Raw genomic sequence first — 13,401 nt, 5'->3', positions numbered from 1 at the left:
GATGGCTTTAAGGTTTCAGGACGTGGAGAACTTCATTTGTCAATTCTTTTGGAAAACATGCGACGTGAAGGTTATGAAGTTGCTGTTTCCAAACCGGAAGTAATTATGCACCGTGACGAAAAGGGAAAACTTCTAGAGCCGATTGAAAGTGTCATTATAACAGTACCTGAAAAATATGCAGGGACTGTCATTTCCAAACTAAATGTCCGAAAAGGACGTATGGAGGGAATGTACAGTGATGAAGGTTGGTCCCGACTGGAATTTTTAGTTCCAACCCGTGGTTTACTGGGTTATCAAAGTGAATTCATTAATGATACCCATGGTGAAGGAACCTTAGTTCGCCGTTTCGCAGCATTTGAAGACCATAAGGGTGATATTCCACAACGTCAAAATGGCGTGCTTATTTCCCAATTTAATGGAGAAACCATGGCTTATTCACTGTTTAATTTAAGTGATCGTGGTGAAATGATGGTCGGAGCGGGAACCAGAGTCTACGAAGGCATGGTTATTGGAATTAATAATCGGGCGGATGATATGACAGTTAACCCGACTAAAAATAAGAAAATGACCAACGTTCGTTCTTCCGGTACGGACGAGGCTTTAAAATTGGTTGAGCCAAAAGTATTGACCTTGGAACAAGCGTTAGAATTTATCAATGATGATGAATTGGTGGAATTAACACCAACCGATATTCGCATCAGAAAGAAACTATTATCAGAATTGGATCGCAAAAGATACGGTCGATAAATTATAACAATAAAAAAGACACCGTAAGGTGTTTTTTTATTGAGGTATTTTCGATAATTGTGCTTAAATTCTGAGGATGTGTGGATTTCTAATTGACCAAATCACGGTGAATATGATATTATACAGGTAATATAAGAAAGGGAGGTATTCAAAATGAATACAATCGATGTTGACAAACAAGAGGCAGAGGATGGAAAAGTAATTTCTATTTTTGCGTATATTTCCATTTTGTTTCTAATTCCATTATTTGCAGCAAATGACAATAAATTTGCGAGGTTCCATGCAAATCAAGGTCTGGTGTTGTTTTTGACGTCAATTGCGGTGGGGATAGTTTCCAATATACTAAGTTGGATCATAGGGCCCATTGGTTCATTAGTATCCGTTGTTGGTTCACTGGGAATATTAGCACTTGCAATTATTGGAATTATCAATGTTGTACAGCTTGAAGCTAAACCCCTACCTTTCATCGGTGAGATAACTATAATCAAGCCACTATAAGATTTACGAAAATAAATGAGAATTCACAGAAAAATAAAGCGCCGCTTTGATATAAAAAAGCGACGCTTTATTCTGGAAAAAATGCATTTTCGGTTATATTAGGAGACAAAGCTTTGTAGAGAATAATTTTAAGTTATATTAATTCACCCATGGTATAATGCTATGATCATAGAAAGGTGGTGCATGAGTGGAGATTTACAATAAACAAAGAGATCGAGATCGAGGAATAAGTGAAAAAACATTCAAAAGTTATATTCTGTTAATAGCCTTTGGTGTTATTCTTTTTATTACACTTTTAAATATTAAAGACCTTTTCGGTTTTTTAGGTGTTTTCATCACCATTATTAAGCCGATCCTTATTGGATTAGGAATTGCCTTTGTCATTAATATTCCAATGAGTTTTTTGGAAAAACATATATTCAAATTCCTGGATAAGATCAAGACTAAAAAAAGAAAAAACATGGCAAAGACCAAACGAGCTTTGTCGATTGCATTTACCTTTCTTTTTATTCTTGGGGCTGTTGCTGCTATTATGACCTTTATCATTCCGCAGTTAAGCACCAGTGTCAATACCTTTATTGAAAAACTTCCAGAATATATTGTTTCATTTAATGGTTTCGTGGATGATGTGCTTACCTTTTTCAATTTGCCGGATACAATATGGAATCAAATTGTTGCACAGTGGAATGTATTGAAGGAGCAATTGATTAATTCTGCTATTAATTCAGCGCCACAGATATTTGACGCCACCAAAACCGTAACGATTGGTTTTTTTAACAGCTTCCTGGGAATTGTTATATCCATCTATTTATTAGCTGACAAAGAAAAACTCCTGGCATTAAAGGATAAGCTCATGCTTGCCTACATACCCAGGGATCGGGCAGATTTCATAGAAGATGTCAGCGGAACGGCTAATCGTGTATTTCATGGTTTCATTGCCGGACAATTGACAGAGGCCCTGATTTTAGGAACGATGGTTACCATAGCATTGGCCATTTTCCAGATTCCCTATGCTTTGCTTATTGGGGTTTTAATAGGAATGACCAGTACCATCCCTGTGCTTGGAGCATTTTTAGGGGCAGTTCCCAGTGCATTTATTCTCTTGGTGGTCAATCCCTGGTACTGTTTAGCATTCATAATTATTATCATTGTCCTGCAACAAATCGATAATAATTTCATTTACCCCAGGGTGGTGGGAAGTTCAGTTGGCCTCTCTGGCCTTTGGGTTCTCATCGGCATGCTTATTGGTGGAAGCCTCTTCGGGTTTTTAGGAATTATTTTAGGAATTCCAACATTCGCAGTTTTTTACGCTGTGTTTCGTCAGATCACCGATGCACGAATTCAGAATAAACTAAGCCTGGAAAAAAACTAAGGGGATACCCCTTAGTTTTTTTATGGCTTTTTATTTCCGGAATTATTTTTATCTTTTCTATTCTTATCCAGTTGCTGTTTTGCTTTAGAGGCCATTAAGCTGAGACTCATAGTAAGCCCTTGGAATCCCACATAGAAAGGATGTCGTTGATCCGGATTTCGGATATCCCCGCTTTCATCTAATAGTCGATTGGGAGGATGGTTATTCTGAGGGAGTCTGGATTCAGAGCCCACAACCACACGTTTACCGGCAATGCTATTCAGCAGAATATTCACCACATCCCAGGCAGCTTCATAGGCGACGATCTTTTTTTTATTTTCTTTGATTTGGAGACAGTACTTTCGAATAAATTCAGAAGAAAATCCCTGACTGTTGAAAGTAATACAATTGGATATCTTTTCCCCATCCACAATGGTAATATATTGACCATTATTACCGCCCTTGGAATGACCCGTTATGGTGTAATGGCCAAAATGAAAGGTTGTATCAACCAAATGGTAAAATTCTAAGGCCTTAAGTTGCTGAGGCGTATCACACACAAAACCGCCCTTAATATTATCAATCCAGCCAATCCCAGTGGTGCCACGAAAGGCAACGATGCCGCTATCCGGGGTCAGATCCGAAAAACAGTAGGCCACTAGGCCATTTTCCGGTTGATTGGTGTAGGCAAGAACTTTTAATGGGGTAAGATGTGGGTTCTCTTTCATAAGGCCCAATGATGCTAACCACTCCTTTGATGACATGGCAGCATCACCTCGCAAGGTATCAACTTTTTCTAAAAGAGCATCCACCATTTCGCCTAGGGTATACTCTGAGAGTGCGGTAGGATCGATTGGAAGATCCAAGGCGGCAAGTTGGCTTATTAAATTGAGCTCACTGTGATATAACATAATTCAACCCTCCGTGGGTATTTCTTTTTAAAAGAGGAGTTTATTATTCGCTCGGGTAGCGTGAAGAATCATCATGGTGTTTGTTTTTTATATTTCTCTAATAAGACTTTGTAAACTTCCAAAGAATCAGGGTGTTTACGATGGGTCATATGTGGAAATGCATTGAGGATCCGTCGATGGGTGTAACGATTAAACTTTTTATTTTCAAGGATTCGACTGGTGAGATTCGCTAATACATTGTGGGCAGAATCTTTGGCATCCGATAGCTTTTCATTGGCACCCGAAAGTGTTTCGCTTTTCAAATCCTTGACTTTTACTTTGAGGTCATGAGCGGTGTTAATGCCTTTTTCTTTTAGAATGTTTTTAAGTTCGGTAGTCGCTTCGTAAACAGTTCCCAGTTTTTTATTGAAGTCCAAGGTTTCACGGGTAGACTCAACAACATCAGCTGTAAATAATACAGCGGCAATGGTAGCTAAGATTACCAAAAAAAATTGTGAAATGTCTGCGATTAAACCCTGAAGAAAAGGATGTAAAAAATACATCAGTACCAGAGACATCACTCCAAAGAGAATGGAGTTTTTCAAACAGACCCGTCCGTTAATATTAAACTTAGCTTTGGAGTAGTCCCACCATTTGGCGTGGAATGTTTTTTCCATTCCCCAACTGGTAATGTATTCCAGTACACTGGTGGTAATCAGTCCAATTAAAAAAACTTCCACAGGATTATGAACGTAGGGGCCTAAAAAAATCACGATAATAATGGCACCAACACCATAAATGGGACAATAGGGCCCATTTAAAAAACCACGATTAACAAATTTCTTTTCAGGAATTGAACAATAGGCAACCTCACAGGTCCAACCGATGATTGCATAAAGTAAAAAATAAGTAAAAAGAAGGCTAAAATTGTAATACATAAATAATTCCTTTCCAGGTCCAAGTTTAAAGTTATGAATTATTCTATCATAATATTTCAGGATCGCATAGGTAAATGATCGCTTATATGATTTTCTTATGAAAAAAAATGTGTCACAAATGAAGTTTACAAAAAAAGCTTATCAACAGCTTTAGAAAGATTAAAGAAATTGAATTGATCATAACAAAAGAAGCTTTCGCCTCTTTTGCAACGGGTTACTTTCGTTCGGCAACCTTTACTGACAAAAAACTAATGAGTTCCTTAATTAACTCCTGGCGCCTTAAAATTCCAATAAAGACCCCTAGATCATCAACTAAAGGAATAAAGTTCTGGGTCACAGCAAGTTCAACCAAATGCTCAAAGCTTTCATTAACTTTTGCAACCTGAACTTTTGTTTTAAATTCAATGTCCTTAACTTCAAAAGAATCCAAATTAATTTCAGGATGAGACAGGCTTAGAGATAAGACTCTTAAAAGGTCACCTTCACATATGGTACCAATATATTGCCCCTTTTTATTAATTACAGGAAGAGCTGCATAGTTTGTAAGAATAAACATATTGTAAGCCTGGCGATAAGAATCGGTATTGGCTAGAAAGACTGTATCACTTTTAGGTAATAAATGGAATAAATGATTTTTCATTAAAAAGGGCTCCTTATTCTTCATTAAAGATTTAGAAAAGTGTTCACTCTATTATAATTTTAGCATGGTATGCGTAAGACTCCCTTAAAGATTTTTCTTAATGAGGACTGTAATTATGATGAAAAATCCATTTACCATTTCACTGTAAGGCTTATTTGGTGTATAATAGAAAGGAATCTAAAAAAGAGGACTGCAAATGGAAGAGTTATTACTATATATACAATCGAGAATGACCATTGGAAGTGTCGTTGAGGTTCTTATTATTACTTTTATTGTCTACCGTGTATTATTATGGATACGGGGAACCCAGGCAGAACAGGTTTTTAAGGGCTTAATTCTGTTAATATTCCTTGCGCCCCTCAGTGCGTGGTTAGGTTTTACGACATTGAATTTAATGATTACAAGTGTTTCCACATGGGCCTTTATCTTTATTGTTGTTGTGTTCCAACCGGAGTTTCGATCAGCTCTGGAACAGTTGGGTAACAATCAATTTTTTAAGGACCTGTTAAAAAAGCCTTCCATGGATTATTTGGAAAAGGATGTGGCGAAGGTCATTAATGCAGTTGGCAGCTTAGCAAAGGAAGAGGTTGGAGCGCTTATTGTGCTCGAGAAGAATACCGGACTCAAAAATATTGTGAAAACCGGCATTGAATTAGATGCAGATATTAGCAGTGAATTGCTGGTAAATATTTTTACACCTAACCGTCCACTACATGATGGTGCTGTGATTCTCAATTTTTGGTCCAGGCGAATCCGGGCAGCCGGTTGTTTATTGCCACTATCAGAAAACCGGGATCTTGGAAGTGAATTAGGAACCCGTCATCGGGCCGGGTTGGGAATGACAGAAAAATGCGATGCCATTGTTATTATAGTGTCTGAGGAAACAGGTCAGGTTTCATATGCCTCGAATAAAATCTTGTTCCAGGATGTGAATCCAGAGGTGCTTAAACAGGTGATTCTGCAAAACTTCACTGTAAAAGATGATGGTAAACATAATACCTGGTTTTATAAGTTGTGGAGAAATTAGATGGAAACAAAAAAGAAAGTACCGATGCGTGAAAAGGTCCTACGCATATTTATTGCCCTGAGCATTGCAGTTTTGCTTTGGTTCATGGTGAATGGGAATTCAGATCTGATAATAAGCCAGGATTTCAACAGCATTCCCATTACTATAACGAAAGCAGAAGGGTTGGCTGCAAAAAATTTAGTTTTAGCCGAAGATAAAAGTTATTATCTGAATCTTCGGGTAAAAGGAACCGACAAAAACCTCAGAAAAATTAATCCTAAAGAAATTACAGCAGAGGTTAATTTAGGTGATATCAACACGAAAGGAACCCATGATCTTGAAATAGTAGTGAAGGGATTATCCAATTCAGTCATTATTGATAGCATGAATCCGACAACCTTACAGATCGTTGTGGATAATATTATTAAAGAAGACATGGATGTTGGTGTTGTGGTAGAAGGTCAACCGGCAAATGATGCGGTAGTGATTTCTGCAAAATCCTTAGAAACAGTTGAGGTTCAGGGACCAGAAGAATCAATTGCCAGAATTGCAAAAACAACAGCAACCGCCAATGTCAGTGACTTAGAGACAGATACTATCCAACATTTGCAGGTAATGGCCTTTGATGCTTCAGGCAATCGGATTAATGATGTTGAATTTTTACCCAGCGTGATTAAAGCAGAGATCATCCTCGGTAACACAAAAACCGTTGGGGTGATTCCTACAACCGCAGGCAATCCGGCGGATGGTTATGTTGTAGCAAATGTTTCAGTGGCGCCTGCAAGCGTAACGATTGGAGCAAAACAAGCATTGGTTGATCAGATTCAATCCATTACCATGAACCCTATTGACGTATCAGGGCAAGCTAAAACATTTACAAAAGATGTTAACCTGACCCCGCCGGAAGGATGTTATTTCCTTGATGGTAATGATAAGGTGAAAGTTACCGTTAACATCGAAAACACTGTTGAAAGAAGCTTTGCTGTGGACAAAATAAGTGTTAAAAATCTGGGAGCTGGTTTAGTTGTGTCGAAAATGAAAGATTCCAAAGTGTTATTAAAATTAGAAGGGGCAAGCAGTGTCTTGAATACTCTGAACCTTGCCCAAACAGAGGCCTTTGTTGATTGTGCCAATCTGGGACCCGGTGAGTATGAACTGCCAATCCAGACTAATTTAGCGCAATCATTGGTAAAGTCTGTTACTCCAGGCAAAACAACGGTCACGATTGTGTGATGATCAAAATTTACTTGAATTTTACTCAGGATCTTGCATTCGTTAATAATTTAACATATAATAGAGGAAGTAATTTTTTTTAGAATTACACGTCATACCTAAACATTATTTTAAGGAGGAAATTAAACGTGAAAAGAGTGTATAATTTTGCAGCAGGACCGTCTGCCATGCCTATTGAGGTATTACAAAAAGCCGCTGATGAAATGGTATCATATGGTGATTCAGGAATGTCAGTAATGGAGATGAGTCATCGTTCATCCTATTTTATCGATATACTTCATGAGGCAAAAAGCCTTTTAAAAGAGCTGATGAACGTACCTGATAATTACGAAATATTATTTTTACAGGGTGGGGCTTCTACCCAATTTTCAATGGTTCCACTAAATCTTTTAGCTAAGAGTAATAAATGTGATTTTATGATTACCGGGAGCTGGGCAAAAAAGGCTTATCAGGAGTCAGCTCGTTATGGAGAAGCAAAGATTATCGCTTCCTCTGAGGATAAAACCTTTTCCTATATTCCGAAGGTAGATCCTAAGGATTTCACACCGGATGCTGATTTTTTTCATATCTGTGTTAATAATACCATTTTCGGAACACGCTTTAAACCAGAAAATTTACCAGAAACCGGCAATGTGCCCTTAGTAGGGGATATGTCTTCAAATATATTATCCGAAGTATACGATGTATCAAAATTTGGTTTGATTTATGCCGGTGCCCAAAAGAACATGGGGCCTGCTGGTGTAACAGTTGTGATTATTCGTAAAGATTTATTGGGTCATGCCAAAGATTTCACACCAACCATGCTTAACTATAAAATTCATGCTGATAACGATTCAAGCTATAATACACCGCCATGCTTCAGCATTTATGTTTGCAAGCTTGTTTATGAATGGGTTAAGGCCAACGGTGGCGTTGCCGGTATGGAAAAAGCCAATAAAGAAAAAGCTGAAGTGCTTTATAATTATATTGATAGCAGCAAGCTTTACAAAGGTACCGTTGTTCCGGAAGATCGTTCATTAATGAATGTTACCTTTATTACGGGTTCAGATGAATTGGATGCACTCTTTGTTAAAGAAAGCAAAAAAAATGGAATGGAAAACTTAAAGGGTCATCGAAGTGTTGGTGGCATGCGAGCCAGTATTTACAATGCTATGCCAATGGCAGGTGTTGAAGCCCTGATTGATTTCATGAAGAAATTTGAAAGTGAAAATGCTTAGACATTTTCCATTTGAAAGGAAAGAAAACCTTGAATTATAAAGTACAAACTCTCAATAATATATCTAAAAAAGGTCTAAAGCTATTAGGCGAGAACTATACCGTTCTGGATCAACCAGAAAATCCTGATGCTATTTTACTAAGAAGTTATAAAATGCATGATATGGATATTCCAGCCAGTGTTAAATTTATTGGTCGTGCCGGAGCCGGAGTCAATAATATTCCATTGGACAAATGTTCACAACAAGGAATTGTTGTTTGTAATTCTCCTGGAGCCAATGCTAATGCCGTAAAGGAACTAGTCATTGCAGGAATGCTCATTTCTTCACGTAAGGTTATTGACGGCGTAGCGTGGGCAAAAACCCTGGCAGACAAAGGTGAAGATGTGCCAGCCCTCGTTGAAAAAGGTAAGAGTGCTTTTGGTGGACCAGAGCTTTATGGCAAAAAAATGGGTGTCATCGGTTTAGGTGCCATTGGCGTGCTGGTAGCAAATATGGCAGTGGATTTCGGCATGAAGGTTTATGGTTTTGATCCTTTCATTTCCATTGATCATGCCTGGGGCTTGAGCCGAAAAGTGAAACGCGCCGTTAGCAAAGAAGAAATTTTTAAAAATTGCGATTATATTTCACTTCATATTCCCTTTATGGATGAAACCAAAAATTATGTTAATGCTGATCTGTTAAGGGAAACAAAGGAAGGCCTCAGACTCCTGAACTTCGCACGAGGTGGACTTGTAAACTATGATGCGCTAGAAGAGGCAATTGAAGAAAATAAAGTGGCTGCCTATGTTGCTGATTTTCCAAATGAACGTCTTCTTAAAATGAAGAATGTTATTAGTATTCCTCATCTGGGAGCATCCACACCAGAAAGTGAAGAAAATTGTGCTGATATGGTCATTTATTCTTTAAAAGAATTCTTGGAGAATGGAAATATTATTCATTCTGTTAATTATCCTGACTGTGATATGGGCGTATGTGAAAGCATTAACCGTATTACCGTCAATCATGCAAATATTCCAAATATGTTGGGACAGATAACAAAAGTCCTGGCAGATAATGATATTAATATTTCAATCATGACCAACAAAAATCGTAAACCATGGGCTTATACCATGATAGATGTTGATAGTAATGTTGGTGAAGAAGTGAAAAAAGCGTTAAAGAACATTGAAGGTGTTACCCGAGTTCGCATTATTAAATAGAAAAAACAATAAATAAGAAGTGGCTTCGGATATTAATTATCCATGAAGACCGCTTCTTATTTAAAAATGGAGGAAAAAATGGCAACAATCAAACCTTTTAAAGCTGTTCGGCCCTTTCCTGAAAAGGCTGCAGCTGTAGCAGCGCTTCCCTATGATGTATATAATCGAGCAGAAGCCACTGCAGCAGCTCTTGGAAATCTCGATTCCTTTTTACGAGTGGATCGCCCGGAGATAACTCTGGATGATCAGATCAAAGCAAATGATCCCATCGTTTATGAAACTGCCGGAAAAAATCTGGAAATGCTTTTCCACCGTAAAGCATTAACCCAGGATATTCGGGATTGCCTGTATATTTATGAATTAGTGATGGATGGCAGAAGCCAGGTCGGTTTAGTGGTTTGTACCGCTATCGATGAATATCTGGATAATACCATAAAAAAACATGAACTCACCCGTGCCGATAAAGAAGAAGATCGAATTAAGCACGTGGATGCCTGTAATGCCAATACCGGCCCTATTTTCCTGACTTATCGCGGACAGGACGGTATTAATGCCATCCTGGATACCTGGAGAGGAGACCATACCCCTGTTTACGATTTTATATCTGAGGATGGGATTACCCATCGTGCCTGGGTAATTGATGATGAAACGGTGGTTGGTGGTTTAGTTGAAAAATTCGGAAGCGTGAAAAATCTCTACATTGCCGATGGACACCACCGTTCAGCTTCGGCTGTTAAGGTTGGTCTTATGCGACGGGAAGAAAATCCTAATTATACCGGGAAAGAAGAATTTAATTATTTCCTTTCCGTATTATTCCCAGATGAACAGCTTCATATCATGGACTACAACCGTGTCGTTAAAGATCTGAATGGTTTAAGTGTGAAAGAATTTTTAGACAAATTATCTGAAAAATTTGATATTGAAGAACGTGGCTCAGAAGCAGCGAAACCCCCTCATAAAGGAAGTTTTGGCCTTTACGTAGATGGAAAATGGTACCTGCTTAAGGTAAAAGTCGGAGTTTATGATCCATCTGATCTCGTAAATTCCTTGGATGTGGCCATTCTCCAGGACAATGTGCTTATTCCAATTTTAGGAATTGGTGATATTCGTACTGACAGTCGCATTGACTTTGTTGGCGGTATTCGCGGGTTAAAAGAACTGGAACGTCGCGCAGATGACGATATGGCACTGGCCTTTGCCATGTATCCAACCTCCATTGAAGAGCTGATGAACATTGCGGATGCAGATTTACTCATGCCACCGAAATCAACATGGTTTGAACCAAAATTAAGAAGTGGACTATTTATTCACAATCTTTCTTAATAGTTATAAAAATCCCTGTACCAACAATGGTACAGGGATTTTTAGTTTTTTGAAAAACGGTTGTGTTGAGGAAAAATGAAGAGGAATATTGATGGAAAAAAGCGGATGTATTGGAATTAAAGCAGAGGCGAAAATAATCGGGAGATGGACTCCTTTATTTTTACAATGTGGCCTCTTTGAGAATAAACTTCCTTATTGTAATAGGTACAGTGCTTCATATCTTCAACAAAAACATTCTTTAACGACCTGGAAATTGAAGAATCATAAATAAAAGCATTTGTTTCAAAATTAAGGCTAAAGCTGCGAATGTCGAAATTACAGGAACCCACGGAACATACAGCATCGTCAACAACGATTGTCTTAGCGTGCAGGAAACCATTTTCATAAATATAGACTTTTGCGCCATATTCAATGAGTTCGCCGACATAGGCCAGGGTGGCCCAATGAATAAAGACATGATCTGGTTTATTTGGAATCATAAGGCGAACATCAATGCCTGATAACAAGGCGATTTTTAAGGCTTCAAGAATACTTTCATCAGGTACAAAATAAGGTGATTGGATAAGGATATAGCTTTCAGCATTATTAATCATTCGCAAAAGCCCTTGTTTGATTTGCTGATTTTTTCGGTCAGGACCGCTGGAAACAATTTGGATCCCGGCTCCTGACCGCTGGGGAATGGCTGGGAAATACTTAGTCTGAGAGTCTCCGTCAATAGTTAAATTTTCACTCGAGCTTGCCCGCCAGTCCAAAAGAAAACGCAATTGGAGCTCGTGAGCAGAGGAACCCTGGATTTTCAGGTGCGTGTCACGCCAATAGCCCATTTTAGGGTTACGGCCCAGGTATTCATTTCCCACATTAAAGCCTCCCACAAAACCAGTGGTCCCATCGATGACAACAATTTTTCGGTGATTACGATAATTGACGCGAAGATTAATCATTTTTATTTTTGATGGGAAGAATTTACCGATTTGTCCACCGGCTGACTCAAGACGTTCAAGAACTGCCTTCGGGAGGTAGCGACCGCCCATGGCATCAAAGAGAAGACGGACTTCAACGCCGTCCAGGGCCTTTCGGGTAAGAATATCCATCATTCGCAGTGCCAGTGAATCGTATTTTATGATATAGTATTCCACATGAATAGATGAAGTGGCAGACTCCATAGCGTCAAAAAGAGCATCAAATTTAGCTTTGCCATCTGTGTAAATATTGACCAAATTGTTGTTTGTGTACATGGCCTGGCTTACATTCAAGTGAAATTCAATGGAATGACGGTATTTTTCCAGAGGACTGTTAGGGTCGATGGTTATGATCTGGGATAAGGATCGCCTTTGCTGCCGAAGCAATAAACTGTAGCGAACATTTTCAAGGGTGTTATATTTAAATATTTTTCGTTTAGTAAGGTTTTGGGAAAAAAACAGGTAAAATAAAAATCCTAAAATGGGAATCATCCATAAAAAAAGCAGCCAGGCATAAGTGCTTTGAGGGCTTTTACGTTCCAAAAAAATAATAGTAATACTCAGGGAAAGATTAAAAATAAAGATAAAAGACGAGAATGTTGCTAATAAACCCAAGAACATTGATGAACCTCCATAAATTTATTATTCTTATTATAGCATATTATTTTGAATGGTTGAACAGTGTTTAGTCAGACAATCGGATTTATCTTGACATTTTTACAGGACTAAACTTATAATAGAGGTTGTCTCAGGTTTGTGGTTGAAAATCGATGCCAGATGCAGGCAAAACGATCCACGTAAGGCAATTCAAAAGCGAATTGCTGATCATTGTGCGTCTTAGAAGTAAGTCCGGCCGGCGAAAGCCGAGAGAAGGAGTTGTGATGCGAACACTGAGCTAAACTTCCTGCTGGCGAGTGTGGGGGAAAAGACCAGGTCAACTGAGGCAAAACACCCTTTTTATCAAGATTATGAGAGAAATCTTTTTGGTTGCTTTTTCGTGACAACAATTTGACAAAATAATTTTGACTAAAGGGGACTAAATTAGGTATAATATAGATATAGCTCGTAGACTCTATATTCTGTAAACGAGTAAACTTAACCTTTTGAAAGGAGTTGTCGTTATGAAATTCACAATTTACGGAAAAAACATGCATGTATCAGAAGGTTTGAAAGAAACACTTAAAAAGAAGTTTTCTAAATTTGATCGCTACTTTGGTCAGGAGACAGAAATTTACGCTACATTCAGTAAGGAAAAAAATTATCAAATGTTAGAGGTAACAATTCCTGTGGGAAAAACGATTCTCAGGGCTGAAGAAAAGTCTGAGGATATGGTGTCATCCATTGAAGATGTTGTAAATAAACTTGAAGGACAGCTTAGAAAACACAAAACGAAACTACAA

Annotated in this window: 12 protein-coding genes and 1 pseudogene; 9 read left to right on the top strand and 4 right to left on the bottom strand. The window is 38.3% G+C overall.

Annotated features, from left to right (window positions below):
* The 3 genes and pseudogenes from VIK44_RS09040 to VIK44_RS09030 all read left to right on the top strand — a co-directional run.
* A pseudogene (locus tag VIK44_RS09040) lies at positions 1–747 on the top strand (translational GTPase TypA); the annotation flags it as partial.
* Positions 748–900: 153 nt separating this feature from the next.
* Positions 901–1,245 (top strand): hypothetical protein, encoded by a 345-nt coding sequence (locus VIK44_RS09035; protein WP_331553560.1) that lies wholly within the window; start codon positions 901–903, stop codon positions 1,243–1,245.
* Between the two features lie 187 nt (positions 1,246–1,432).
* Positions 1,433–2,617 (top strand): AI-2E family transporter, encoded by a 1,185-nt coding sequence (locus tag VIK44_RS09030; RefSeq protein WP_331553559.1) that lies wholly within the window; start codon positions 1,433–1,435, stop codon positions 2,615–2,617.
* Positions 2,618–2,637: 20 nt separating this feature from the next.
* On the opposite strand, the gene VIK44_RS09025 is transcribed toward VIK44_RS09030, so the two are convergent.
* The 3 genes from VIK44_RS09025 to VIK44_RS09015 all read right to left on the bottom strand — a co-directional run bounded on the left by VIK44_RS09025 (position 2,638) and on the right by VIK44_RS09015 (position 5,064).
* Entirely contained in the window at positions 2,638–3,507 is an 870-nt protein-coding gene (locus VIK44_RS09025; protein ID WP_331553558.1) for an Mbeg1-like protein, read from the bottom strand.
* A gap of 71 nt (positions 3,508–3,578) precedes the next feature.
* Complete coding sequence (locus VIK44_RS09020; RefSeq protein ID WP_331553557.1) at positions 3,579–4,424, bottom strand: putative ABC transporter permease; 846 nt, start codon at positions 4,422–4,424, stop codon at positions 3,579–3,581.
* A gap of 214 nt (positions 4,425–4,638) precedes the next feature.
* Positions 4,639–5,064: a CBS domain-containing protein gene (locus VIK44_RS09015; protein ID WP_331553556.1), complete on the bottom strand. Its 426-nt coding sequence runs from the start codon at positions 5,062–5,064 to the stop codon at positions 4,639–4,641.
* Between the two features lie 196 nt (positions 5,065–5,260).
* Here VIK44_RS09015 and cdaA point away from each other — a divergent pair, with 196 nt between their 5' ends.
* From cdaA to VIK44_RS08990, 5 genes are all read left to right on the top strand, one after another.
* Positions 5,261–6,091, top strand: a complete 831-nt coding sequence (gene cdaA / locus VIK44_RS09010; RefSeq protein WP_331553554.1) for a diadenylate cyclase CdaA — start codon at positions 5,261–5,263, stop codon at positions 6,089–6,091.
* Entirely contained in the window at positions 6,092–7,303 is a 1,212-nt protein-coding gene (locus VIK44_RS09005) for a CdaR family protein (protein ID WP_331553553.1), read from the top strand.
* A 128-nt stretch (positions 7,304–7,431) separates the two neighbouring features.
* A complete protein-coding gene (serC, locus tag VIK44_RS09000) occupies positions 7,432–8,520 on the top strand; it encodes a 3-phosphoserine/phosphohydroxythreonine transaminase (protein ID WP_331553552.1) in 1,089 nt (362 codons plus the stop codon).
* Positions 8,521–8,549: 29 nt separating this feature from the next.
* On the top strand, positions 8,550–9,719 hold the full coding sequence (locus VIK44_RS08995) for a phosphoglycerate dehydrogenase (protein WP_331553551.1): 1,170 nt from the start codon (positions 8,550–8,552) through the stop codon (positions 9,717–9,719).
* A 78-nt stretch (positions 9,720–9,797) separates the two neighbouring features.
* A complete protein-coding gene (locus tag VIK44_RS08990) occupies positions 9,798–11,042 on the top strand; it encodes a DUF1015 domain-containing protein (protein ID WP_331553549.1) in 1,245 nt (414 codons plus the stop codon).
* 116 nt (positions 11,043–11,158) lie between these two features.
* Here VIK44_RS08990 and cls read toward each other — a convergent pair whose 3' ends face one another.
* Positions 11,159–12,622, bottom strand: coding sequence for a cardiolipin synthase (gene cls, locus VIK44_RS08985; RefSeq protein WP_331553548.1), 1,464 nt, complete (start codon positions 12,620–12,622; stop codon positions 11,159–11,161).
* A 500-nt stretch (positions 12,623–13,122) separates the two neighbouring features.
* Here cls and hpf point away from each other — a divergent pair.
* A partial coding sequence (gene hpf / locus VIK44_RS08980; RefSeq protein WP_331553547.1) for a ribosome hibernation-promoting factor, HPF/YfiA family occupies positions 13,123–13,401 on the top strand: 279 nt, incomplete at its 3' end.

This window comes from Acetobacterium sp., from assembly GCF_036508315.1.
In the GTDB taxonomy this organism is placed as follows: Bacteria; Bacillota; Clostridia; order Eubacteriales; family Eubacteriaceae; genus Acetobacterium.
The sequence above is the reverse complement of the archived record's forward strand: the minus strand, read 5'-3'. Positions and strand labels throughout refer to the sequence as shown.